Annotated in this window: 24 protein-coding genes; 13 read left to right on the top strand and 11 right to left on the bottom strand. The window is 59.5% G+C overall.

Features of this window, described 5'->3' with window-relative positions; genetic code table 11:
• Positions 1–37: 37 nt before the first annotated feature.
• From J7447_RS04765 to phnC, 5 genes are all read right to left on the bottom strand, one after another.
• Positions 38–1,225 carry a lytic murein transglycosylase gene (locus J7447_RS04765; protein ID WP_209168952.1) on the bottom strand — a complete coding sequence of 396 codons (1,188 nt, stop codon included), beginning with the start codon at positions 1,223–1,225 and terminating at the stop codon, positions 38–40.
• Positions 1,226–1,381: 156 nt separating this feature from the next.
• Entirely contained in the window at positions 1,382–2,716 is a 1,335-nt protein-coding gene (gene phnE, locus J7447_RS04760; protein ID WP_152507038.1) for a phosphonate ABC transporter, permease protein PhnE, read from the bottom strand.
• A gap of 11 nt (positions 2,717–2,727) precedes the next feature.
• Positions 2,728–3,576, bottom strand: a complete 849-nt coding sequence (gene phnE, locus J7447_RS04755) for a phosphonate ABC transporter, permease protein PhnE (protein WP_023000192.1) — start codon at positions 3,574–3,576, stop codon at positions 2,728–2,730.
• A gap of 182 nt (positions 3,577–3,758) precedes the next feature.
• A complete protein-coding gene (phnD, locus tag J7447_RS04750) occupies positions 3,759–4,673 on the bottom strand; it encodes a phosphonate ABC transporter substrate-binding protein (protein WP_023000193.1) in 915 nt (304 codons plus the stop codon).
• 58 nt (positions 4,674–4,731) lie between these two features.
• Positions 4,732–5,565 (bottom strand): phosphonate ABC transporter ATP-binding protein, encoded by an 834-nt coding sequence (gene phnC / locus J7447_RS04745; protein WP_055659582.1) that lies wholly within the window; start codon positions 5,563–5,565, stop codon positions 4,732–4,734.
• Positions 5,566–5,964: 399 nt separating this feature from the next.
• Between phnC and J7447_RS04740 the strand changes: the two genes are divergently transcribed.
• The 4 genes from J7447_RS04740 to J7447_RS04725 all read left to right on the top strand — a co-directional run bounded on the left by J7447_RS04740 (position 5,965) and on the right by J7447_RS04725 (position 8,430).
• Positions 5,965–6,591: a DapH/DapD/GlmU-related protein gene (locus J7447_RS04740; RefSeq protein WP_055659209.1), complete on the top strand. Its 627-nt coding sequence runs from the start codon at positions 5,965–5,967 to the stop codon at positions 6,589–6,591.
• An 88-nt stretch (positions 6,592–6,679) separates the two neighbouring features.
• Complete coding sequence (locus tag J7447_RS04735) at positions 6,680–7,249, top strand: helix-turn-helix transcriptional regulator (protein ID WP_209168951.1); 570 nt, start codon at positions 6,680–6,682, stop codon at positions 7,247–7,249.
• On the top strand, positions 7,239–7,919 hold the full coding sequence (locus tag J7447_RS04730; RefSeq protein ID WP_353653742.1) for an HD domain-containing protein: 681 nt from the start codon (positions 7,239–7,241) through the stop codon (positions 7,917–7,919). The genes J7447_RS04735 and J7447_RS04730 overlap by 11 nt, the downstream gene beginning before the upstream one ends.
• 139 nt (positions 7,920–8,058) lie before the next feature.
• Positions 8,059–8,430, top strand: a complete 372-nt coding sequence (locus J7447_RS04725; RefSeq protein WP_209168950.1) for an STAS/SEC14 domain-containing protein — start codon at positions 8,059–8,061, stop codon at positions 8,428–8,430.
• Between the two features lie 70 nt (positions 8,431–8,500).
• Here J7447_RS04725 and J7447_RS04720 read toward each other — a convergent pair whose 3' ends face one another.
• Together J7447_RS04720 and J7447_RS04715 are read right to left on the bottom strand one after the other, a co-directional pair.
• Positions 8,501–9,289 (bottom strand): class II glutamine amidotransferase, encoded by a 789-nt coding sequence (locus J7447_RS04720; protein WP_023000199.1) that lies wholly within the window; start codon positions 9,287–9,289, stop codon positions 8,501–8,503.
• Positions 9,290–9,305: 16 nt separating this feature from the next.
• On the bottom strand, positions 9,306–10,772 hold the full coding sequence (locus J7447_RS04715) for an aminotransferase class V-fold PLP-dependent enzyme (RefSeq protein WP_209168948.1): 1,467 nt from the start codon (positions 10,770–10,772) through the stop codon (positions 9,306–9,308).
• Positions 10,773–10,876: 104 nt separating this feature from the next.
• Here J7447_RS04715 and J7447_RS04710 point away from each other — a divergent pair, with 104 nt between their 5' ends.
• Positions 10,877–11,338 carry an Lrp/AsnC family transcriptional regulator gene (locus tag J7447_RS04710; protein WP_023000201.1) on the top strand — a complete coding sequence of 154 codons (462 nt, stop codon included), beginning with the start codon at positions 10,877–10,879 and terminating at the stop codon, positions 11,336–11,338.
• A 6-nt stretch (positions 11,339–11,344) separates the two neighbouring features.
• Here the strand turns inward: J7447_RS04710 and J7447_RS04705 are convergent, their stop codons facing one another.
• Positions 11,345–14,044, bottom strand: a complete 2,700-nt coding sequence (locus J7447_RS04705) for an SH3 domain-containing protein (protein ID WP_209168946.1) — start codon at positions 14,042–14,044, stop codon at positions 11,345–11,347.
• 214 nt (positions 14,045–14,258) lie between these two features.
• On the opposite strand from J7447_RS04705, the gene J7447_RS04700 reads away from it, so the two are divergent.
• Complete coding sequence (locus tag J7447_RS04700; protein WP_055659195.1) at positions 14,259–14,687, top strand: hypothetical protein; 429 nt, start codon at positions 14,259–14,261, stop codon at positions 14,685–14,687.
• An 85-nt stretch (positions 14,688–14,772) separates the two neighbouring features.
• Here the strand turns inward: J7447_RS04700 and J7447_RS04695 are convergent, their stop codons facing one another.
• Positions 14,773–15,897, bottom strand: a complete 1,125-nt coding sequence (locus J7447_RS04695; protein ID WP_055659193.1) for a Gfo/Idh/MocA family oxidoreductase — start codon at positions 15,895–15,897, stop codon at positions 14,773–14,775.
• Between the two features lie 35 nt (positions 15,898–15,932).
• Positions 15,933–16,643: a GntR family transcriptional regulator gene (locus J7447_RS04690; RefSeq protein WP_055659191.1), complete on the bottom strand. Its 711-nt coding sequence runs from the start codon at positions 16,641–16,643 to the stop codon at positions 15,933–15,935.
• Positions 16,644–16,833: 190 nt separating this feature from the next.
• Here J7447_RS04690 and J7447_RS04685 point away from each other — a divergent pair, with 190 nt between their 5' ends.
• From J7447_RS04685 to dctP, 6 genes are all read left to right on the top strand, one after another.
• Entirely contained in the window at positions 16,834–17,988 is a 1,155-nt protein-coding gene (locus J7447_RS04685) for an LLM class flavin-dependent oxidoreductase (RefSeq protein WP_055659188.1), read from the top strand.
• Positions 17,988–18,878, top strand: coding sequence for an aldo/keto reductase (locus tag J7447_RS04680; RefSeq protein ID WP_209168944.1), 891 nt, complete (start codon positions 17,988–17,990; stop codon positions 18,876–18,878). Before J7447_RS04685 ends, J7447_RS04680 begins: the two co-directional genes overlap by 1 nt.
• Positions 18,878–19,393: a flavin reductase family protein gene (locus tag J7447_RS04675; RefSeq protein ID WP_209168942.1), complete on the top strand. Its 516-nt coding sequence runs from the start codon at positions 18,878–18,880 to the stop codon at positions 19,391–19,393. Before J7447_RS04680 ends, J7447_RS04675 begins: the two co-directional genes overlap by 1 nt.
• A gap of 160 nt (positions 19,394–19,553) precedes the next feature.
• Positions 19,554–20,144 carry a TRAP transporter small permease gene (locus J7447_RS04670; RefSeq protein ID WP_023000211.1) on the top strand — a complete coding sequence of 197 codons (591 nt, stop codon included), beginning with the start codon at positions 19,554–19,556 and terminating at the stop codon, positions 20,142–20,144.
• Positions 20,144–21,637 carry a TRAP transporter large permease gene (locus J7447_RS04665; protein WP_209168940.1) on the top strand — a complete coding sequence of 498 codons (1,494 nt, stop codon included), beginning with the start codon at positions 20,144–20,146 and terminating at the stop codon, positions 21,635–21,637. The genes J7447_RS04670 and J7447_RS04665 overlap by 1 nt, the downstream gene beginning before the upstream one ends.
• A 27-nt stretch (positions 21,638–21,664) precedes the next feature.
• On the top strand, positions 21,665–22,723 hold the full coding sequence (gene dctP, locus J7447_RS04660) for a TRAP transporter substrate-binding protein DctP (protein WP_055659181.1): 1,059 nt from the start codon (positions 21,665–21,667) through the stop codon (positions 22,721–22,723).
• A gap of 213 nt (positions 22,724–22,936) precedes the next feature.
• Here the strand turns inward: dctP and J7447_RS04655 are convergent, their stop codons facing one another.
• On the bottom strand, positions 22,937–23,419 hold the full coding sequence (locus tag J7447_RS04655) for a tetratricopeptide repeat protein (RefSeq protein WP_023000214.1): 483 nt from the start codon (positions 23,417–23,419) through the stop codon (positions 22,937–22,939).
• 3 nt (positions 23,420–23,422) lie between these two features.
• Between J7447_RS04655 and J7447_RS04650 the strand changes: the two genes are divergently transcribed.
• Positions 23,423–24,739, top strand: a complete 1,317-nt coding sequence (locus J7447_RS04650; RefSeq protein ID WP_286188929.1) for a cytochrome c peroxidase — start codon at positions 23,423–23,425, stop codon at positions 24,737–24,739.
• Positions 24,740–24,751: the final 12 nt, after the last annotated feature.

Raw genomic sequence — 24,751 nt, 5'->3', positions numbered from 1 at the left:
AAGCAGGTTCACCCTATTTCAGCCGGTCGTCCGTGGGCTATTTCCCCCCCAGCACCGAGTACACATTCCAGGACGGACGTCCTGTTACCGGGAGGCCGTGGCGTGCCTCGGCCTTGCGGATGCCTTCACGTGTGGCCGGGCCGACCTTCCCGTCCGGTTCACCGACGTTGAAGCCGTTGCGGTTGAGAAGCTTCTGCAGCTCCACACGCTGAGCACGGGAAAGACCGGGGTTGTCCGTCGGCCAGGGTGTCTTGAACGGATCGCCGCCTGATACGAGTTCCGACAAAAGGGCGATCGCCAGACCGTAGGAGGTTGATGCGTTGTAGGAACGCAGAGCCCGGAAGTTGCGGGTCACCAGGAAGGACGGGCCACCCGCTCCTGCCGGCTGGATCAGCGCTGCATCCAGATTGCCGGAAAGAGCGCCGCCGTCGATTTTGGTGAAGCCTCTTTTGGCCCAGGTCGACAGGGACGAATAGTTCTTCAGACCCGACGGCCCACTGTAACTCTTCGGTGCCTTGACCTCGTATCCCCAGGGCCGGCTGTTGCTCCATCCGGCATTTTTCAGAAAGTTTGCCGTTGAAGCCAGGGCATCGGGGACGGAATTCACCAGATCCTTGCGGCCGTCGCCGTCAAAGTCGACCGCGAGACTGTTGTAGGTGCTTGGCATGAACTGGGTTTGCCCGAAAGCCCCTGCCCAGGAGCCGACGAAGTCTTTGGCCGGTACATCCCCTCGCGAAGCAATCTGCATGGTCTTGATCAGTTCGCCCTGGAAGTATTTCTGACGCCGTTTGCCGGCGCAAACCAGATTGGCCAAAGCATGTGGGGTGTAGAAATCGCCGCGGAAGTTGCCGTAGTCACTCTCGATGCCCCAGACCGCCAGAACCACGTGCCGGTCGACACCGTACCGCTTCTCGATGGAGGTGAGTGTGCTGTTGTGTTTCTTCAGGTTTGCCTTGCCGTCCTGGATCCGCTGCGCGTCGACCAGAAAGGCCATGTAATCCCAGATTTCGGTCTTGTGCTCGGGCTGGGACGTCGAGAACCGGATGACCTTCTCGTCAAACGTTGCACCTGACAGCATGCGCTCGGCGATGTCCGGCCGGACGCCTGCGGCAACAGCCTGTTTCTTCAGGGATGCAACACAGCTTTCGATCGCAAAGGCCGATCCTGCCATGGCCATCATGGACAGACCGGTTCCGAACGCAACATTCACAAGATGATTTCGCATGCCCTGGCGCACAGCCCCCTCCGCAGCTTCGAAGCAATTTCCGAACGCTGACACGCTAGCGCGACATAAATGCGGCAAAAAGGGGGTACCTGCAGTTATCAAGATAAACCCGGTGCCATTACGGCGCCGGGTTTATCACTTTCAGGTCAGACGGACCTATTTGCCTTCAATCAGCTTCCGGCGCAGCCAACCTGAGGTCTGATCCATCAGGATCACGACAATGATTGTCAGGATGATGATGTAGCTGGTGTTTTCCCAATCGCGCGAGGTCTTCATGGTTTCGACCAGCAAGAGACCGATCCCCCCTGCCCCGAGAGCACCGATGACCGTGGCTGACCGGGTGTTCGATTCCAGGTAGTAGAGGACCTGGGAGACGAAGACCGGCAGGATCTGCGGGATCACACCGTAGCGATACCGCTGGATCTGATTGGCGCCGGTCGCCCTCACGCCCTCGACCTGCTTGTTGTCGATGTTCTCCAGCGCTTCGGAAAACAGTTTGCCGAGCGAACCGGTATCGGTGAATGCAATTGCCAGAGCTCCTGTCAGCGGCCCGAGACCGAAGGCGCGAATGAAGATCAGCGACCAGATCAGCATGTCGATGCCGCGCAGGAAATCGAAGAGGCGGCGTGTTCCGAACCGAAGCAGCTTCGACGGCGTGAAGTTGCGAGCTGCAAGAAACGCCAGCGGCAATCCGAAGAATGCGGCCGTGAGAGTGCCGAGAACGGCCATCATGATGGTTTCGAACAAGGCGGTAAGAACCTTGCCGTGCTGCCAGTCAGGGTTTTCCAGAAACTCGTTCACGATGAACCAGATGTTCGACGTTTCCGGATCCATTCGGTCCGAGCTCAACGCCAACGCATAAAGCTGGCTGAAGGACATGCCGTAAAGTGGTGAGCGGAACGGAAACCAGAAGTTCTCCCAACCGCCGAAATAGTTGTGAACCTCGATCTTCGTCTTGGTGACCTGAAGGCGCCGATCAAGGGTCGGGCGAACATCGAGCTTGCGCGGGTCGATCTTGATCCAGTCCGGTGCCGGCCCTGCCGGCAGAACCGTTTCGACACCATCGGCAGTCGCGGTGCCCTCCACCACGCCATAGCCCGGTATGGTGAACAGGGCTGTCCTGCCATCGATCTCGACCTTGTAGCCATCGCCGAGGTCAACCACACCATTTTCGCCGCTGAGCTGCACCCAGTCGGGCACCTTGGCGTTGTCGTAGGTAGCGGTGCGCTCGCCTTCGATCGCAACTTCGAACTCGTTGTCCCGGAAGCTCTTTGTGACGTGAACTTTGTAGGCGACGCTATCCGTTGCCAGGATCACCGCCCGTTCCGGCTGGGCACGAGAGAGCAGTTCCGGCACCCCGAAGGCGAACCAAGTGTAAACGAGGTAGGTGAAGATCGCGAGCGGTACGACGACAGTGAGCCATGCGCGCCGGCGAACCTGATTCCAGACGAGTGCCTGGGTGACGGGTGTTTCGAGCGTATCGACGGTCATGAGATTTCCCCTCAATGCGCCCGGCCGGACCCGACCAGCTTGCCGCGCAGATAGGACGACAGTTGGTCGATGGCCATGATGGTTATGAACAGAAGGACGAAGATAGCGGCGGTTTCATCGCCTGCACCCTTGCCCCAGCCGATCGTGCGGCGAAGTTCCTGGCCGATGCCGCCAGCGCCAACGAAGCCGAGAATGGCAGAAGCACGCACATTGATTTCAAGGCGCAGCAGGAAATAACTGAGATAGTTCGGCGCCACCTGGGGCAGCACCGCAAACCGGATGCGTTGCAGCCAGCTGGCCCCACAGGCCGACAGGCCCTCGATGGGCTTGCGATCGATGTTCTCGTTCACTTCGGAAAAGAGTTTGCCGAGCGCACCTGCGGTATGAAACGCAACGGCGATCATGGCTGGTACAGGGCTGGAGCCGAGTACGAAGATCAGGAACAGCGCAATGATCAGTTCGGGAAAGGCACGTGTGATGTCCATGATGCGGCGGACCACCGGGATCAACGGTCCCCAGCTGTCGACGTTTCGCGTGGATGCCATGGCCAGCACCACCGCCATCGCGCCGCCCAGAAGGGTCGCAACCGCGGCAATGTTCAAGGTTTCCAGCATGGCCGGAACGAACTGCAGCATCAGCGAGAAAAAGGCCGGGCCGGCCTCAAAGGCCTCAACGACGATCTCGCCCGGATAGTCGAAGAACTTGGAAAGACCCTGAATAAATCCACCGGAATTCATCGAATTGGATTTCGAATAACCGGAGACCAGAACCGCTACGACCAGCAGCAACCCTATCAACGAATAGAGCTGGCGGCGTTTGCGCATGGACAGGATTTCCTGCTCGAGTGCGGCAACAGCCATTGTTTGGGACCTTTACTTGATGCTCACTTCATCCGAAGCGGGGTGGCTTAGCTGGATCAACCCTTCGAAACCTGGCGATCCTGGCCCTGTGGAGCCACTTCTGGCGGAAAGTCGATTCCGCTGGCCGATACTTGAGAAAACGCGGGCCGGAGACCGGCCCGCGCGGAGATCGGAAATTCCGATTACTCGCTCTTTGCCTTACGGGCAGCGACGATGGATTCGTAAGCCGCATGGGTGATCGGTTCGAAGCCGCGTGCTTCACCGGCCATCACGCCGTAACCACATTCCTTGTCTTCCTTGACGAGGTTGGCCATCAGCTCGGTCATCTTTGCCTTGATGTCGTCCGGCAGCTTCTTGGACAGGACAACCGGGCCTTCCGGGATCACCGGCGAACGCCAGATTTCCTTGATCTCGGTCATGTCGACCAGACCCGCATCGGTTGCCTTGCGCAGAGCGCCGGAATTGTAGCCGTCTTCCCATTCGCCAAGACCGTCAGCCCAGGTCACGCCGCCTGCGATGTCGCCGTTGAATACGGCAACGATGGTCTGCTCGTGACCACCGGTGAAGACGACGTCGGAGAAATACTCACCCGGCTTCATGGAGTAGCCGAGTTTCGGAATTTCGATGGACGGGATCAGGTAACCGGACGTGGAGTTCGGGTCGCCGAAGCCGAAGGTCTTGCCCTTCATGTCTTCCAGGGAGTTGATCTCGCTGTCGACGCGGGCAAAACCGATGGAGTAGTAGCCGTAGCTGCCGTCGTTGTTGACCTTGACCAGAACCGGCTCAACGGCTTCCGGGTCGGTCAGGAAGACTTTTGCGTAGCCGGAAGCACCGAGCCAGGCCATGTCGAGGTTACCGCCGAGCAGGCCTTCGATAACGCCGTTGTAGTCTGCCGGAGCAAACAGCTTTGTCGGAACGCCGAGCAGTTCCTCGGTCTTTTCGCGCAGGCATTCGTTGGCACGCAGACGGTCGGAAGCATTTTCGCCGCCGAGCAGGCCGATACGGAATTCCGTGATTTCCGCTGCACCGGCAACAGAAGCGTTCAGAGCGATCATGCTGACGGCAGCAAGCGCAGCAACTTTAGCAACGAGTTTCATTTGGGACACTCCCCGAGAGTTCTCAATTTTGATGACGTTAAGCGGGTGCGCAGCCGGATCAGACCGCTGCTGCCGCCGGGGTCATCGCACCGGCGGATTCTCTGGAACCGGACTGGCCGGCATCGATGGCGGTGGATGTCGCCGCCTCGTTAAAGCTCTCATCGGCACCGTAGATTTCGCGTGCGACAGCCGTGGTCAGCGCTTCCGGCGCCCCGTCGAACACGAGGAAACCGTCGCGCATGCCAATCACCCGGTCGCAATAGGTCCGGGCAGTGTCGAGCGTGTGCAGGTTGCAGATGACGATCTTGTTGTCGCGCTCGTGAATTTCACGCAGCGCATCCATGACGATCTTGGCATTCATCGGATCGAGCGAGGCAATCGGCTCGTCCGCCAGGATCATGTGCGGGTCCTGCATAAGAGCGCGGGCAATCGCAACACGCTGCTGCTGACCTCCGGACAACTCCTCGGCCCGCTTGGTGGCTTCCTGGGCAATGCCCAGTCTGTCGAGCGCACCAAGCGCGGAATTGACGTCTTCCTGGCTGAAGATGTTGAAGAGGCTCTTCAAGGTGCCGTGACCGTTGAGGCGCCCCAACATGACGTTGGTGACAACATCCAGGCGCGGCACCAGGTTGAACTGCTGGAACACCATGGCGCAGTCGCGCTGCCAGCGGCGCATCATGCCGCCTTTCAGGCTGAGAATGTCCCGGCCATCGAACAGGATCTGTCCGGCGCTGGCGGGGGTCAGCCGGTTGATCATGCGCAGCAAGGTTGACTTGCCGGCACCGGAGCGACCGATGATCCCGACCATCTGCGGTTTTTCGATATTAAAACTTACTTTGTTGACCGCGGTCCGAGACCCGAAGGTCTTGGTGACTTCCTGAAATTGAATCACGCGCCAGCCCTGTCCGTTGTGTTCGTCGTGCTGCGCGACAAGAGCCACCGGACCATTACAGAAAAATGACATTCCTTTGTCGGGGAGCCCAAAATTTTATGACAAATCAATGACATCCCTGCCTGAAGCATCGGCAGAACAACCATCTCCGTCGGGAATTCCGCAGCGCTCTCAGCGCTTTCCGAGCCCCCTTGGCGTCACACATGCCTGGCTGAAATTTACTCGGAAATCAGTGCTCAAATACAAGGCTTCTACCCGCCAAATGCCGTTTTCACCGCTGTGGATGCATGCAAAAAAAGTAACGGGAGTCACGCCAGTGTCATCAAAGCGTCACGACCGGCGCCAGCAACACGGCTACAAACCGTTTCCGCACTCCTTCCAACGCTATATGGAGCATCCATGTCCGCCCCGACCCAGAAGCCTTCCCTGACCGAAGCCCCGAACATTCACCCGGAGGCCAGGGTGCTGAATTGTGATCTCGGCATCTGGACCGAGGTTGGCGCACGCACGGAAATGCGCGAAAGCAGCATGGGGGACTATTCCTATATCGTGCAGGAAGGTGATGTCGTCTGGTCGACCATCGGCAAGTTCTGTTCCATCGCCCGCCGCGTCCGCATCAATCCGGGAAACCACGCAACCTGGCGCGCCTCCCAGCATCACTTCACCTACCGCGCTGCTGCCTATGACCTTGGCGAAGACGACGCGGATTTCTTCCAGTGGCGCAAGGACGACTGGGTCACCATTGGCCATGATGTGTGGATCGGCCACAATGTCACGGTGCTTGCCGGCGTCTCGATCGGCACCGGAGCTATTGTTGCAGCCGGGGCAGTCGTTTCCAAGGATGTCGCCCCCTACACCGTTGTTGGCGGTGTGGCCGCCAGGGAAATCAAACGGCGTTTTACCGAACAGCAGGAACAGGCGCTGATCGATATCTCCTGGTGGGACTGGTCCCATGAAGAGCTGAAGCAGCGGCTGCCCGATTTTCGCAAGTTGTCGATCGACGCGTTCATCGAGAAGTATCGCTGATCCTGCAGGTGGCGCGGACACCTGCTCAGGTGAGCCGTGCCTTCTTTTCCCGCTGCAAAAAATTCCCGGGACGCGTTACACTTGCACCATGCAAACAGAAACCGCCGTTCTTGAAAGCAGTCTTGGACCGTCGCTGCGGCGCTGGCGCGTACTGAACCGGGTCAAGCAGGAAGCTCTGGCGTATGAACTCGGCGTCTCGCAGACGAGGATATCGCGCTGGGAGAGTGGCAAGTTGCAGCCGGACGACAGCAACAGGGCGAAGATCACCCGTCTGCTGAGGGCACGTCCGGAGAGCGCCGCCGACAAGGCCCTGCTTGATCTTGTCTCCCGGTCCGCGATTCCCGTGCATCTGGTCTGCGACCTCACACACAGGCTGCTGGCCATGTCCGTACCGCGTGCCTGCGAATGGCGCGCACCGGTGAACGAGTTTCTGAACCGGCCCCTGTGGCGTTTTGCGTCCGAAGGCATCCGGGCAACAGAGCACAGACTGACAGACTATGGCTGGTTCGAGCCGGATGCTCCTGACATTGTCTACCGAACGGAACACGTCGATTTCCCGGAAATGACCATCCCGGAGAGCATCATCCGGATTTCGCGCCTGCCGCTGTCAGACGGACGGTTTGCGCGGCTGGTCCGTGAAGAACAGGATGCTGCATAAATTATGCGGTAACTCGTCTGGCGCGGTGGCCCGCAATAATCTGGCCACCATGACAAAGACGCCCCCTTCCCTCGATCTTCCTGAAATTTCCCACACCAGACTGACGGGCCTGCTGGACTTCCTTCAGGCTGCAGAGCAGCTGAAAGACACAGTTCGCTCGGGAACGACAACCGGCGGCAGGCCGGAGAGCACTGCCGAACATAGCTGGCGACTGGCCTTGATGGTTCTGTTGTTCGAACCAGAGCTGAAAGAAATCGACTTGCTCAAACTCCTGAAGCTGACGCTTGTGCATGACCTGGGCGAAGCCATCTCCGGAGATGTCCCCGCTCCACTCCAGACGCCGGGTGACGACCGTCAGGAACGCGAGAGGCGGGACTTCCTGACCTTGTGTGAGCTGCTGCCGGGTGACGTGGCTGGGGAGCTAACCTCCCTCTGGGATGAGTATGCAGCGGCACGAACCGTCGAAGCCCGACTTGCCAAGGCGTTCGACAAGCTGGAGACCATGCTTCAGCACGTTCTGATGCCAAGGCAAGCGCCTTCATTTTATGAGTTCAACCTCGGTTACGGCCGTGATCGCACCGATTGCAGTGCTCTCACGCGCCAGTTGCGGGAGGAAGTCGACGAGCTGACCCGCACCATGATGACGGGCGCCGGACGGGAAATCGCCTGATTGCACCAGAGACTTTGCCGCTCAAGTGTGCCTGGTGCCTTGCCGGGCGGTCAGCAAAAAAGGTCAGGCAGGTTCTTATTTTTCGTGTTTGGGTTTACCCTTCTGGTTGTGCCGTCCAGTCACTGCCGGAGGAACCAGCATGTACACCATTCTGCCCCGCAGCCAGGGTGCCGTTCTCGGTGTCGAGATTTCCGGAAAAATCGATATTGATCAGGAAAAGAACCTGATCGCCAAGGCCGAGGAGATGATTGAAGATCAGGGCAAGATCAGCGTTCTGGTCGTTCTTGGCGATCATGTCGGCGTTTCCTTCGAGGCCGCCAAGGCGGACATCCGGTGGGTGCTTGCCAACATGCAGCATCTCAACAAGATCGCCATCGTTACGGACAGCAAGCTGCTTGCCACCCTCGTTGCGATCGACGCCACGTTTGCACGGATGGTCGGCATTCAGGAAAAGCACTTCGACCGGGATGAAATCGATATCGCCTGGCACTGGATCGAAACGCCAGTCTGAGGTCAAGCCGTTGGCGATTTCTGCCACTGAGGCTGCCGTCCAGCCTCATCTGGCAGGTCAGTGCGGAAACTCAGGCGTCAGCGAGCTGTTCATCACTCAGGAAGGCAACCTGGTTCACCTTGCCGTCCCTGACCTCGATCATCTGGCCCTGAGGCACTTCCATCCAGCATCCGCGGGCTTCATCCAGCGGTTCGGACACCACCATCACACCGTCGTCATACACCCGGTAATAGAGCGTCGGTGCCAGGTTGTCAGAAGCATAGCGGGCGGCATAGAGCGTTTCACCATCCGACCAGCCGGCAGCAAAACGCATGTGCGGCGTCGTTCCGGCGTATTTGGACAGGGCTTCTGCTTCGAACACAGCTCTCGCCATGGCCGCGCGCGGGTGGAGATTGAGTCCATAGGCGAGCGCGACCAGAAACAGACTTTCGCTGTCGGTGCCGCCAATGCGGTCGCGGTAAAGGTCGTCCGGGATCATGTTGTCGAGGCGACGCTTCACCTTGTCGTAGCCGCCGACCTGACCGTTATGCATGAAGGTCCAGCGCTGGAACGTGAAAGGATGGCAGTTGTCTCGCGTGGTCGCCGTTCCGGTTGAGGCGCGCACATGTGCCAGGAAGTGGCGAGACCGGATGTGCTTGGAGATCTGCAACAGGTTTGGATCCGACCAGGCGGGCCGGACGTCCTTGTAGACACAAGGAGTGTCCCGGTCGCCGTACCAGGCAACGCCGAACCCGTCGGCATTGACCGATGTCTTGCAGGACAGCGCGTTGCGGCTCTGGTCGATCAGCGAATGCGCCGGATCGCAAATGACTTCTTCCAGGTATTTGGGAGCTCCGCTCCAGGCAGCCCAGCGGCACATGTCGACTTGGTGTCCTTCAAGCAGCGTCTTGCATGGCCTTGAACCGGGCCGTGGTTTCATCGCACGCGTAGTAATCCGCGGCCGGATAAGGATGCAGCGCCAGATCTTCGACGGCGGCAATGATCTTGTCCGCCTTGTCTACTGTCATGAGCACTGAAAAATTGAGCCGTGTCCAGCCGGGTTTCTTCAGTTCTTCACCGGAAAGAATACCGGCCCTCAACGCTTCGGACTGTTCCGGACCGATATCCAGCAACCGATGGGCATAGGGCCCGGCACAGGCGCAGCCACCACGGGCCTGGATGCCATAGATGTCCGACAGCATGCGGGTGACGAGCTGCTGGTGCACATAGCCTCCGCGTTCCAGATCCTTCACACGGAACGAGAACACGGGTAGCACGTGACGGGCCTTGTCGTTTCCGAGGAGTTCGATCGCCGGATTGTCACGCCAGACCGCCAGCGCCTTGGCGCGCCAGGCGGCGTTCCGCTCGTCCATGAGCCGCTGCCCAATGGCTTCCTTGACCAGAAAGGCGAGCGCCGCCCGGATATCGCCGATCACGTTCGGCGTACCGGCTTCCTCGCGGGCTGAAAGATTGTCTGAATAATCATGAGCCCAGGGCGAGACGAAGCGTACCGTTCCTCCGCCCGGAAAGACCGGCGTCGCCTTGCTGACAGCTTGCTTGCGCACGATCATGACGCCTGACGCGGCTGGCCCACCGATGAACTTGTGCGGCGAGACAACAACCGCATCTTTCTGGGCATCCGTGCCGGCTTTCATATCTACCGGGAGGTAAGGGCCGGAACCCGCGCAATCCCAAACGCTGAGCGCGCCGTATCGCTTCAGAATGCGTGTGACCGCCACGTCGTCGGTAACGATGCCGGTTACGTTGGACATCAGCGAGAATGCCCCAACAATCAGCCGGCCGGCCCCCGCCTTGCGCAAGACAACCTCCAGCTCCGCAAGATCAGGACCACCAGTCTCCGCTTCGTCAATCTCGATCACCTCCGCTCCGCTTTCGCGCCAGGGCAGAATGTCTGAGTGATGTTCATAGGGACCGATCACAACAAGTGGCTGTTCGCCCCGCTCTGCGGCGGCTGAAACACCAAGAAGATGTACAAGCCGGTTAAGGCCTGCGGTTGCCCCCGAGCCGCAAAAGACCGTCGCGTAGCCCTGGTCAGCCCCGCAAATGCGGGCGATTTCAGATCGCGCGGCCTCGCGCATTCGAGTCATTGCGCTGCCGCAGTAGGAAGCCTCGGTGTGGCTGTTCGCGTAGACCGGCAGGACTTCTTCCAGAACGAATTCCTCGACCTGACGCAGAGCCCGCCCGGAGGCGACGTAGTCGGCATAGATCAGCTCGCGCTCGCCGAACGGACCTGAAATGGTCGCCCCCTCGCCGATCAGTCCCGCGCGCAGGCGGGAAATCAGGTCCGGAGATTTCAGTTCCTCGATGAAATGATCGAGTGCCGTGCCTGTTTTTTGGGTCATCTTGTGCTCCGAAACGTCTTTTTCGGATCATACGACCCCTTTCACTGGGACAACTTCACCTCATTCGATTGTTTTACGCTCCAGATCGTGTCAATTGATCGAACATGGAGAAAAAATTCGATCATATTGATCGCGCGCTGCTGCGCGCCCTGCAACGCGACGCACGTCTTTCGCAAAGAGACCTTGCCGACAAGGTCGGTCTTTCCCAGAACGCCTGCTGGCGCCGGTTGAAAACGCTGTACGACAGTGGATTGATTGAAGGACATACGATCCGGCTGGACCCGGCGCAGCTCGGGTTGAATCTCACGGTCTTCGTGATGATCCGGACCCGGCACCATTCCAAGGAGTGGCTGGAAAGGTTCAGGGGCGAAGTGGTGGCCATTCCGAATGTGATCGATTTCTACCGGATTGCCGGAGACTACGACTACATGCTGAAAGTGGTGGCCGAAGACATGAATGCCTTCGACCGCGTCTATCAGCGCCTGATCGAGAAAGTCGATCTGGATACGGTCACGTCGTACATGACCATGGAATCGATCGCGGATGCCCGCGACCTTCCAATCTAGGTTTTCTCAGCGGCGGCGTCCGCCACCTCCCCTGCGCGCACCGCCACCGCCCCCATGACGTTGCGGGCGTGCCTGCGGACGTGAGCGCTGAACGTTGCGCTGCCGATTGACCTGACGGTTGCCTGCCGTTCTCGCCCGGTTGTCCCTGCTCAGGTGTGCAGGCGCCTGGGGTCGTGCCGCCGGACGTGTCGCAGGGCGGGTAGCGGGCCGCTGCACATTCGGCTTCTGGATATTCGGTCGTTGCACATTGGGGCGCTGAATGTTGGGACGCTGCGCCGGGCGTTGGACGTTTGGGCGCTCCACATTCGGCTTTTGAACATTCGGGCGTTGGACGTTGGGACGCTCGATATTCGGGCGCTGGCCGGCAGGCAGGTTGGTCGGGCGTTGAACATTCGGCCGGTTCTGGATCTTGTCGCCAAGGGGGCGGTTGGCAAGGGCTGCCCCTGCACCGGCGCCGATCGTTCCCCCGGCCAGTCCGGCACCAATGTCACCCACGCGGTCCTGGATTGCCTCGCGGGAGGGCGCAGCAACTTCGCCCCAACGACCACCCTCGAATTTCTGCCATTTCTCGCCATCGCGGCGATAGACGCTACCATCTCGGCCGGCAAAGACGTCACCACGGCGATCAAGATTTGCCACACGGCCCAGATTGCCGTCCTGCTTCCAGCGCTGCACGGCACCAGCCTGGATATCGCGCGTGCGTGACCATTCCGGCCCGCTTACGACCTTTCCGCCCCAGGAGCCGTAAATGCCCCGGGCTCCACCAACCACGACACGATTGCCGGTGCGCGGATTATAGGCGCTGATGAAGCCTGCACTGCCGCGCGGGCCGCTGATGGCGGCACCACGAATGTAGCCGCCCGTACGCGGATTATAGATGCCGCCGCCGGCGATGCCGCGCAGCGGACCGTAGGCATAGCCATAGCGTCCGAAAGTGCCACGGACCGGATTGTAGAAGGCACCGATCCCGTAGCTCACCGGACGCGGGAAGTAGATCGGGCGCAGCCCCGGGCGGTACCAGGGCCGATAATAATAGCCTGTGCCGTAAACGAAGACGCCCCAGGACAGGAACCCAGCCAGATAGCCCATCGTGTAGCCGTACCAGACCGCTCCCGGTTCGCTGTCGTAGATGCGCACATAGGTGGTGTTGTAGACCGGGGAAGACGGCGGAATGGTGTAGATCTCGTCAGGAACCGCCGTGGCAACCGTAAATGGTCCTTCCGGGCTGTCTCCGACAAACCACACTCCGTCCTGCAGCACGTAGTATTTCGCACCGACCTGGATCACCTGGTCGCTGGTATTGACCGCGTAGGACATCGACGTGCCGTCGATCTTCTCGAATTCCGGATCACCGGCATAGGAGACATCCGCACTGACGGAACCGACCTCCACACGAGCCGTTGTCGGAATGCTGGCTTTCAGCCGTGCCTGCGAGGCTTCAGAAGTGCCTGGAATGGACGAACGGACCGAATAGTAAGGCGCGTCTTCCGGCAGGTTCTGAAAATCGGAGGGCATGTCCGGAGTGGTGAAAGTCCACGGCCCATCAAGCGAGGTGGACTTAAACCAGCGGCCGGATACCAGAATGTACCAGGTGGACGTGGATTTCAGGAAGAACACGTCGCTTTCGGTGTTTGACGCCCATTCCAGATCGGTGCCATCCACCGGTTCCAGAGCCGGTTCGCCGTCAAAGACGATCATTTCGGCCGGCGTGTCTGAATAGATCACCTTCGGCGGAGTATTGTCCGCGAACGGTTCCCCCGGAATCGCTTCCCGGGTTTCCTTCCAGTTATCGTCATCCGGAAGAGACCCGATCAGATCCGGCAGCTTGTCGACCGCTTCCCACCCTGCCGAGACGTCCTTGGTTTTCATCCAGGATTTTTCATCGCGCAGATAGAGTTCGCCGCTCTCGTCGATTTTCAGAATGTCCCAGTTGCTGTTGACCACGAAGCTGAGCCCCTGATCACCCTTGACTGGCGCAAAGATCGGCGTGCCTTCGGTCTGCACGAGAATGGACGGCTCGGTCGAGACATAGATAGGCGGTGCTTCCGAACTCAGGCCCTGGACATCCTCCATGCGCTGGTATTCGGCAAGGCCTGCGGTGATCCGATCCTCTTTCACGGTGATCGTACCGGTCGGCATGATCTTGCCGACCTGAAGCGACAGGTCAGTGAGGGATTCCCGGTCCAAGGCCGAAAAGTTCAGTTCCGTTACCTGGATCTGGTTGATGTCAACTTCGCTCTTGTCGGTGTCGGCCACGGTCGCGCCGCTGACACCGATCACACCAAAGACAGGCTTGGCATCCTTGTCCTTGATGTATTCCGCTGCCACCATCGCCTTCAGGGTCTTGAAGTTGTCCCACTCGGTGAATTGCGGCTGGTAGAGCACCAGCGTCGCCCCGGCGTCGGTCTGGAAAGACCGCGGCCAGCCGGTCGTCTGTTCCGGCTCGCTAAGCTGAAGATACTGTCCGCTGACAAACCCGTTCTGGCCGTTGTAGCTGATTGAACACCAGGCCCCGCTGTCATCGCAGTTCTCCATTTCGACCTGCGTGCCGGACGGCACCGTTCCCAGTGAGCCGAAGTTCGTTCCCGGGCCTTGTCGGAAATTCACGTTGGCGGTCGTCAGGGCCGGCGCGGCAAGCACGCCGTTTACGAAAACCGTTTGCAAAATCAAAGTGGAAGACAAAAGAACGGAAAGAGACTTACGCATTGGGACCTCCCGGGGGCCGGTTCAACCAACCCTGTCGATGTCGGTGCATGTGTCTGTGCACGTGACGGGAACCTGTGCGTTCCCGAGGCAAGCTAAATTTCGTTGTCACGCCTATTCCCTGTGAGGAGCGTCACGGGTAAATCTTACGTGGAGTGATATTCTATCCGCAAGATCACGTTGAAAAAAACTGCATTTCGACCAGGAGTTTAAGGGAATGGTGAAGCGTTACGCTCTGGCAGCCGTATTGGCGGGCTTGGTCTCGATCGGCTCTTTCCCGTTCGCTGCTCCGCAGAAAGCCTGGGCAGAGATATTTTATTGCCAGAGCACGCGCACACCCAACGGCAGCGAGCCCTACTGCAACTTTATGCTTTTCGACAAGGCCTTCACCCGCCACATGCAGGTGATCGTCGCCCAGGGCGCGCGGCGTGACGTGGCCGTGAACGGCCGCTACGACGTCTTCTGCGTCCTGGTGCAAAACCACAGGAACGTGCCGGACAATTTCGCCTACCGGAAACAGCAGTGCAAGAAGTCGGACACGGGCCGAGAATACCAGGTGCCGATCCGCGCCATCAACCTGCGGCGCGGACGGGATGGCTTCAGTTCCAACAACGTGCAGTCCCTGTTGCCGAAGGAACGCTGGTAGCCCTTTCTCGTCTGCTGGGTTGGCAAGAAAAAAGCCGGCACGACAAATGTCGTACCGGCCAGGCTTCCAGAGGAAAATCGTCTTGTCAGCAGGCGACGGAGGAAAGCGCCTGAGATCGTAGCGTCACGGCCTGACCCGTACGGGCAGACTGCTGTGCCGCCAGCCCCATTTCCACGGCCCGCCATCCGTCTTCAAGCGTTACTTCAGGTGACGGCTTTTCACCGCGTACGACAGCCACGAAGCCTTCGTGCTGATAGAATGTCGAGCCGTTGTGGTCGCCTGCATCGAGGATCATCGGGTCAACCGGAATATCGATCTGACGTGGCCCCTTCGGGTACCTGGGCGACACGACAAGCTGAGGCACCGGCGGCTCGCCGAGGTGTTCTGGCCAGAAGCGTCCGGGACCCGGCACGAAGGCTTCGATCTTGCCTTCCGGGCCAACGGCCGACACTTCTTCCTGGTAGCGGGAGCCTTCGGCAAACATGCAAAGTTCCAGCATGGCCCGTGCACCGTTTTCGAAGTCGACGATCACATAGCCATTGTCGAGTATGTCTGGCTGCTCGCCATTGTAGACCTCGTCCTTGTGGTTGGCATCCTGGCCGGCCGACGCCATCACGCGGACTGGTTCGCATTGCATGATCAGCCGCATGAGATCGAAGAAATGGCAACACTTTTCAACGAATGTACCACCGGAGTAGCGGTTGAACCGGTTCCATGCGCCGACCTTGTCGAGGAACGGAAAACGGTGCTCGCGGATGGTCAGCATCTTGATGCCGCCAGTGGCTGTTTCCGCCTGCTCGATCAACGCTGCGATCGGCGGCATGTAGCGGTACTCCATCGCCACCCACACGGGCGCCGGATAGGACGCCTTGAAAGCCTCCAGCTCGGCAACATCCTTGGGATCGGTGAAGAGAGGTTTTTCGACGAGAAGCGGCAACGGGCGCTTGCGGCGGATTTCTTCCATCTGCGGCACATGGCAGTGGTTCGGGCTGGCAATCAGGATGCAGTCCAGTTCGTCCACTTCCAGCAGTTCCGAAACGGAATTGGCAAATCGCGCAAGAGGCGCAAATCTTGCGGCCGCTTCCGCCATTCCGGCGTCCGGCTCGAAGATCACCGTTACTTCGGTGTCCGGCAGGAGTGCGATGTTGCGCAGGTGCTCCTGCCCCATCATCCCACAGCCAATGACACCATATCTTACCTTTGCAGGCATTCAGTCCTCCATGCGCGGTGGCATTTCTCGTCCACCTATTTCAAGCGCTGCACGTAATGCGCCCGGTCCGTGTCGAACCAGGTTCGCGAATATTCGACCGGCTTGGGGCGATCCGCCCAGCTGAACCGTTCGACAAAGCCTGTGAGAGTACCCGGCGTCTTCTGAAAGAGTTCCGGCGTCCAGTCCGGCAGCGCACGGATGGTCACCCGGTCTTCTGCACGCACGATCCAGAACCCGAGGTGTTTCTGGTAAAAGCGATAAAGCGAGTCCGACAGAAGCTCGCGCCGCACAAATCCCGCGTCGCCGTCGAGCCAGATTTCCTCCACCGCGATCATCACATCGTTGAGAAACCTCAGCCGGCGGATACGGGTGCCTTCGGCGCTGGTACCGAAAAGCGGCAGATCGTCCGGCTTGTCCAGGCGCTTTACGTCCAGAATATCCGCGCGAGGCAGACCACCTCCGGTCAGGAGTTCCAGACGGAACATGGCGTAGACGCTCTCATGCGTGCCGCCCTGCCGTATGTAGTTTCCCGACCCCTGGATCCGCTCGAGTAAGCCTTTTTGCGTAAGGTCGGCGAGTGCCTTGCGAAGGGTTCCGATGGAGATGCCAAGCTCCTCTGCCATGTCCCTTTCAGGCGGCAACCGCTCCCCGTCGATCAGCCGCCCGGCCGCGATATCCCTGATCAAAAGCTCGCTTATCTGCACATATAACGGCAGCGCGGTAGAGGTTTGCGAGGCGGTTGGCATGGCGGTTCGAAGGTCTCGTTTTCAAAATTGATACACTATTGATTTACATCAAAACGGGTGATATGCAAGAAGAAATCGAAGGCAGAATGAAGCCATTCGAAAACAAACGAAAATAGCGAAACCACAATCGCGCCCATGTTGCCGCTTGCGGGTTTCGGTATTCGAAAAGATGGTCCAAGGGAGGCACTTCATGACCGTAGTCCCAGTCACGTCACCGGATCTTGATGCAGCGGAGGTATCCTGGTTCGCCGCATTGTGTTCCGACGACTATCAGTTTCTGGGCGTACCCGAAGGCCATCTGCGTTCCTCCTGGGAGCATTGCTCTTCGATCGTGAAAACAGCCGAGCAGCAGGGCTTCCGCAACATCCTGTGCCCGTCGTCCTACCAGGTGGGCCAGGACACCCTGTCCTTCGTCGCCGGCTGCGCTCCGATCACCGACAAGATCAACCTGCTGGCAGCGGTTCGCTGCGGCGAGATGCAGCCGATCATGCTGGCACGGACCATTGCCACGCTGGACCACATGCTCGAGGGCCGGTTGACGGTCAACATCATCTCGTCCGACTTTCCGGGCGAGCAGGCCGACAGCAGCTATCGCTACCAGCGTTCGCGGGAAGTGGTGGAGATCCTGAAGCAGGCCTGGACGCAGGACGAAATCAATTACGAAGGCCAGGTCTATAACTTCAAGGGACTGACCACGGACCCCGCCCGGCCTTACCAGACCGGTGGCCCCCTGCTCTATTTCGGGGGTTATTCTCCGGATGCGCTGGACCTTTGCGGTCAGCATTGCGACGTCTACCTGATGTGGCCGGAAAAGATCGAGGAACTGGAAGGCCGCATGAAGGCGGTCAACGCAGTCGCCGAGAAATACGACCGTACACTCGACTATGGCCTGCGCGTGCACATGATCGTGCGCGACACGGAAAAGGAAGCGCAGGAATACGCGGACTATATCGTCTCCAAACTTGACGAGACCCAGGGAACCGCCATTCGCGAACGGGCACTGGATGCCAAGTCGCTGGGGGTGAGCCACCAGGCCAAGAACCGCGAGATCGCCGATGAATTCGGTTATATCGAACCGAACCTGTGGACGGGTGTTGGCCGGGCGCGGTCCGGTTGCGGGGCAGCGCTGGTCGGGTCAACCGATCAGGTGATGTCCAAGATCGAGGCCTATCAGAAGATGGGCATTCGTGCCTTCATCTTCTCCGGCTATCCGCACCTGGAAGAAGCCAGGCATTTCGGGTCCAGGGTCCTGCCGAATCTGAAGACATGTTCCCTGCCGCACGCCTATGGTCGTGTACCGGCTCAAACGCCGGCAACCCCGCTTGGCCAAGGAGTGCGCCGCTAATGGACCGCGTGAAACTTTCTGAAACCCTGGACTTCTCCCGGCTGATCTATGGCATGTGGCGCATCGGCGACGACAGCGACACGTCCCCCGCTTACGTGGAACGCAAGATCCAGACCTGTCTCGACCAGGGCATCACAACCTTCGATCAGGCTGACATTTACGGCGGTTATGCCGCAGAGGCCGTGCTTGGCGGGGCGCTGAAGGCCAATCCGGCCCTGCGTGGTCAGATGGAAATCGTCACCAAATGCGACATTGTCGCGCCGATGGGACGGTATTCGGATGCCAGGGTGAAATACTACGACACGTCCCGATCTCACATCGGGAAGTCGGTCGAGTTCTCCCTCACGGAGATGGGCATCGAGACCATCGACCTGCTGCTGATCCATCGCCCGGACCCGCTGATGGACCATCACGAGACCGGCGCCGCGCTCGATGACCTGGTCAAGAGCGGCAAGGTGCGGAATGTCGGTGTCTCCAACTTCCGCCCCTGGGACTGGGAGCTGCTGCAGTCGGCGATGTCGAACCGGCTTGTGACCAACCAGATCGAGATCTCACTGAAGGAAATCGCGCCGTTCACCAATGGCGACCTCGCGTTCCACCAGCGCCTCGGCACCCGGCTGATGGCATGGTCCCCCCTCGGCGGCGGCTCGCTGATTTCCGAAAGTGGCAAGCTTGGCACCGTGATGGACGAAATCGCTGCAGACGCCGGTGTAGACCGGTCCGCAGTCGCGGTCGCCTTCCTTCTGGCTCATCCGGCGCAACTTTTGCCGGTCATGGGCACGAACAATCTGGAGCGCATTGCCCAGATCTCCGACGCGCTGAAAGTCAGCCTGGATCGCGAAACCTGGTACCGTCTTTACGAAGCGGCGCTTGGAACAGAGGTGCCCTGATGACCATGCAGAATGCCAGTCATACCGTGACCTTCGAACCGGACGCCGACAACACCCGCCTCTTGCGGGATGCGTTCGGTCGATTTGCCACCGGTGTTACGGTGGTGACCACCGGCTCGGCCGACGGCCCCGTCGGCATTACAGCCAACAGCTTCTCATCCGTCTCCCTGGAACCGGCGCTGGTCCTGTGGATGCCGGATAAGGGATCGCGAAGGTTCAGGTATTTCGAAACGGCCGAACATTACGCCATTCACGTGCTCAGCAACGAACAGGCTGAAGTCTGCAACGGTTTCGTGCGCAATGCCCATGCTTTCGATCAGCTCACCTATACGATCGACGACAACGGCGTGCCCCTGATCGAAAACTGTCTCGCCCGCTTCGAGTGCAAGCGCTTCACCGCCTATGAGGGCGGCGATCACCTGATCGTTCTTGGGCAGGTGCTGCAGGCCGAGATGCGTTCAGGCGAGGCCCTGACGTTTTATGCAGGCAAACTCGGACAAATCGCTCCAAAATAAGGGCGGAAAACGGGGCGGTGACCGGCCCGTTCTGGAGGAAAGTGAGAAGCCTTCTGTCTCAGGAGAACGCAGAAGACCGCTTCACCACTTTTAACATGATCAGCTTCGCGGTTCTCATGTTCGCGCACATGACGGCCGGTTGATCCAGGGAGGAGCCCGAATGGGCATTTTGCTGGCGGTTCTTGCACCGCTCGACTTCGTCAATTCGCTGCTGTTGCGAATTGGCCGGGGCATCGGCATCGTTGCCGTCGCCCTGATGGTGATCGCGATCCTGGTTCAGGTCGTGTTCCGCTATGTCTTCAACAATGCCCTGCCCTGGCCGGACGAAGCAGCCCGTTTCTGCATGCTCTGGATGACAGGTCTTATGGCACCAACGGCGTTCCGCAGAGGCGGTTTCGTTGCCATCGACATGTTCACCCATTCCCTGCCTCGCCTGCTGGGGAGCGCCATATCCCTGCTCCTTCTGCTTATTTCACTTGTGGTGCTCGTCGTTGCCCTGAAGATCGGCTTTTCGGAAGTCACCGGTTTCGGAGGCCGTTTCGCAACCGCCTCGCTTTATGTTCCGGGCAACCTTTCCTTCAGCGAATGGATCCGCGTGCCGCGCAGCTGGATGATGGCTTCCATCCTCGTCGGCGTATTCCTGCTGACGCTCGTCAACATCGAGCTGATCCTGCGCAACATCATCGCCAGCTTCGGTGGCGCCGACCGCATGCCGGTCATTCCCGATCCCGACATGGCAGGAGCTGACTGATGCTGATCTGGTTCCTTCCCGTCTTCCTCGTCTTCCTGCTGATCGGACTGCCTGTCTTCTTCGGCCTTCTGGCGGCCCCTGGCCTGTTGCTCTGGCTGAACGGCCAGGAAAAAGACATCACGCTGCTTTACCGCAACGTCTACAACGGCATGGACAGTTTTCCTCTGATGGCGATTCCGTTTTTCATGCTCGCAGGCGAGCTGATGAACAAGGGCGGCATCACCATGCGGCTGGTCGAGTTCAGCCAGGCCCTGATGGGACATCTGCGCGGCGGCCTTGCTCATGTGAACATCCTGTCGTCGATGCTGTTTGCAGGCTTGTCCGGTTCCGCTGTTGCCGATACCTCCGCTCTTGGATCCATGCTGATCCCGGCAATGGAGAAGCAGGGTTACACAAGGCGCTTTGCTGCGGCAATCACCGCGGCGAGTTCCGTCATCGGGCCGATCATTCCGCCGTCGGGCATCATGATCATCTATGCCTATGTAATGGGCGAGAGCGTTGCTGCGCTGTTCCTGGCCGGTATCGTACCCGGCATCATGGTCGGCATCGGCCTGATGCTGATGGTCAAGGTCATGGCCAACAAGTACGACCTTCCCAAAGCACAGAGGATCGTCAACCCCGGCCAAACCATGGCACCGGTGGAATACTGGTTCTCCTTCATTGTGCTGAGGGCAAACCTGGCTGCCCTCTTCACGGTGATCGCGGACCTTGTGATCAACCTGACCGGGGTCGCTTCCCTTTCAACGACGACTTCCTTCATCCTCTTCGCGGTCTTCCTGGCGGTTTCCCATGTGCTCTTGTGGAAGCTCAGAAGTGCTGTCTCGGAGGATTTTCGGGTCGTGTGCAAGAAAGCAGTTGCTCCGCTTCAGACGCCGATCATCATTCTCGGCGGCATTCTGCTGGGGGTCTTCACGCCAACGGAAGCGGCCGCGGTCGCAGTTGCCTACGCGCTGGTTATCGGCTTCTTCGTTCTGCACTCCATCAAGGTCTCCGAGATCCCGGGTGTCCTGAACAGGGCTGGCATAACCTCTGCAGTGGTGCTTCTCCTTGTCGGTGCGGCGATGGCCTTCAAGACCGTCGTCAGCCTCAGCCACGCTCCCGAAATCATGGCGGAGTTCGTTCTCACGCTGTCGGAGAACCCGCTGATCCTGCTGTTCCTGATCAACCTGCTGCTCTTCGTTGTCGGCATGTTCCTGGATGCAGGCCCTGCCATCATCATTCTCGGCCCCATTCTCGGACCGATCTTCGTCAACCTTGGCGTCGATCCGATCCATTTTGCCATCATCATGAGCGTCAACCTGACCATCGGCCTGGCAACGCCGCCCATGGGACTGGTGCTCTTCGTTGCGGCTTCGGTTTCAAGGGAACGGGTTGAAACCATTGCCAAAGCCATCCTGCCGTTTCTGGCGGTGGAAATCGCGGTGATCTTCCTGATCACCTACATTCCGGCACTTTCGATGACGATCCCGCGTCTGACCGGATTTGCCAACTGATCCTGAGCTTTCTAAGGGAGGAACCTAATGCTCAAAACTGCACTGAAAACGCTCACCGTCGCGGCGATGCTTGCCGGATCGTCGCTAAGCGCGCTTGCCGCGGACTACACGCTGCGCGCAACCGCCAATTCCAACGAAAACGACGAAGACTACGACGGTCTTGTCGTTTTCAAGAACTTCGTTGAGGCCGCTTCCAACGGTGCCATCGAGGTCGAACTGTTCATCGGCACGCAGCTTTGCTCCAACGGCGCTGAATGCCTTCAGGGCATTTCCGACGGTGCGATCGACATCTACATCTCCACCTCCGGCGGCGCGGCGGGTATTTTCCCGTATGTCCAGGTTCTCGACCTGCCCTATATGATGAGCGACGACCGGATTGCGGAGCATGTCCTGTCGGGTGAATTCACCCGCACCATGCGCACGATGGCACTGGAAGATTCCGGTGACACCATCCGCCTGATGACCATCGGCAACACCGGCGGCTGGCGCAACTTCGCCAACACCAAGCATCGTGTGGCCAAGCCGGAAGACCTGAAGGGCCTGAAGATCCGTACCGTGGTGGCCGACCTGCCGCAGGAACTGGTCAAGGCACTTGGTGCTGCTCCGACGCCGATCCCGTGGCCGGAACTGTTCACCTCGCTTCAGACCGGCGTTGTCGAAGGTTCCAAGAACGGCATCACCGACATCATGGGCATGAAGTTCCCCGATGCCGGTCTTCAGTATGTCACCCTCGACGGGCACGCTTACATGGGCGCCTTGTGGTGGATGAACAACGAGAAGTTCCTGTCCATGCCGGAAGACCTTCGCCGCGTCGTGGTGGACGGTTTCTATGCCCTGCAGCAGGCAACCTTCGCCTCACCGAAGCGCAAGTCGATCAAGGCTTATGAGGACTTCGTGGCCGGTGGCGGCGATCTCTACGTCCCGACCCCGGAAGAAAAGGCAGCCTTCAAGGAAGCAGCCGCTCCGGTCTATGACTGGTTCAAGGGCAATGTCGGACGCGGCGGCGAGATCTTCGGCGCTCTGGAAGAAGCCGTGGCTGCGGCCGAAGCCGACATCAACGCCAATCGCTCTGCCGATCTGAACTGACGAAACACCGTGTCACGCCTTGCCACTGCAGGGCGTGACACATCCCAGTACATGCACCGCTCCGGAATCGTGCCTGCCGTAAACTGGACAGGGATCGGCACACGTCCCATGGTGAAGCCGTGGGAGACCCGGGAGAGCCAGAACTCAATGGTCCGGTCCGCCCAGCACTCGATCACGCGAGTTCTGCGCCGATCAGGAACGAACCGCCGGCTTTCAATTGAACGGATACATCCAGACCTTGTAATCACCGACCAGGATATGCGCCTTCTCAATCTCGTCTTTGGTCATCTTCTTGACCACCTCTTCCAGAGAGATCGCGGCGTCGGGGTCCCCCCCGATGGCGGAGAGCGTGTACCACATGTAAGCCCGCACGAGATCCGGAGCCGGCATGCCCCGGCCCACCTCATAGTACCAGCCGACACCGGACTGGGCACCCGGGTGCCCCTTCATCGCGCTTCTGAGATACCACTCGAATGCCCGCTGGTCGTCGCGCTCGACACCCAGCCCCATTGCATACATTACACCGATCAGTTCTTCCGCATCCGCGTTGCCGGAGCGTGCCGCCGGCCAGAGTTCCTTCATCGCCTCTTCGTAGCGATTGGCCTCCATCAGGTCGCGCGCGGCTTCGATTTCGGCCTGAGCAGAACTCGTGCACAACACAAGAGCAAAAAGAGCGGCGGTCAGCGTGGTTTTCATGTGTTGCGGTTGCTCCCTCTGGTCTTCGGCTTGTCGGCACCGGCGATTGCTTCCGAATTGCCACCGCCCTTGAAGGAAGACGATTTCATCGCCTTCGACAGAAAGCAGGCAGCCCTCGGCCAGTTGCTTTTTTACGACAAGATCCTCTCCGGCAACAGGAATATTGCTTGCGCCACATGCCACCACCCGACCCTTGGCACCGGGGACCGGTTGTCGCTCGGCATCGGCGAAGGCGGCGAAGGGTTGGGGCTCATGCGGATTGCCGGAACCGGTGACAGCCGCATTAAGAAACGGATTCCGCGAAACGCTCCAGGTCTTTGGAACTTGGGAGCAAAAGAGCTCCACGTCCTGTTTCATGACGGCCGCCTGTCGATTGCCGATACCTTCGAGAATGGCTTCAACTCGCCGGCGGAAGAATGGCTGCCCACGGGCTTCAATTCTCTGCTCTCCGCCCAGGCTGTCTTTCCGGTGACGGCCCAGTTCGAGATGGCGGGCAATCCGAAGGAAAACGAGATCGCCGGGGCCATTTACGACCGCATCGACAACGCCTGGCCGATCCTTGCCAAACGCGTCCGCATCATTCCGGAATATGGCCGCCTGTTTGTCGAGGCGTTCGATCATATCGACGCTCCGGAAGCGGTCACGATCGTTGAAATCGCAAATGCGCTGGCAGCTTTCCAGGCAATTGAATGGCAGAGCTTCGACAGCCCGTTCGACGCGTATCTCGCCGGCGACGAAAGCGCTCTGGATCCGGCCCAGAAGCGGGGTCTCGATCTCTTCTACGGCAAGGCCGGGTGCTCCTCCTGTCATTCGGGCAAACTGCTCAGCGATCAGAAGTTCCACGCCCTGGGCCTGCCCCCCTTTGGTCCGGGCCGCACCCGCAGCTTCGATCCGATGGTGCGCGATGTCGGCGTGATGGGAGAAACCGACCGCCTGGAAGATGCCTACCGGTTCCGGACCCCGATGCTGCGCAATGTCGAGCTGACTGCCCCTTACGGCCACAATGGCGCCTACCCCACGCTGGAGGGGATCATCCGGCATCATCTCGACCCCGATGGAATGCTGAAAGCCTGGACACCGGAAACCGCAGCCCTTCCACAAGCGCCCTGGCTGCGGGCGATCGATTTTGTGGTCTGGAATGACGCTCGTGAGATGGCGCGTCAGGCCCGATTCAGGGATATTGAGCCTCTCCCGCTTTCGGATGCGGAGATTGCCAATCTGGAGGCTTTCCTGAAAAGCCTGACCGGCACGCAGTCCGTCACAGCTCCGCCCTTCGGCATCCCTGCCACTGTCCCGAGCGGCCTTCCCGTCGACCGGTAAACATCAACAAGG

Source organism: Labrenzia sp. R5_0 (assembly GCF_017743835.1).
Classification (GTDB): domain Bacteria; phylum Pseudomonadota; class Alphaproteobacteria; order Rhizobiales; family Stappiaceae; genus Roseibium; species Roseibium algicola.
This window is presented reverse-complemented; position numbering and strand designations above follow the sequence as displayed.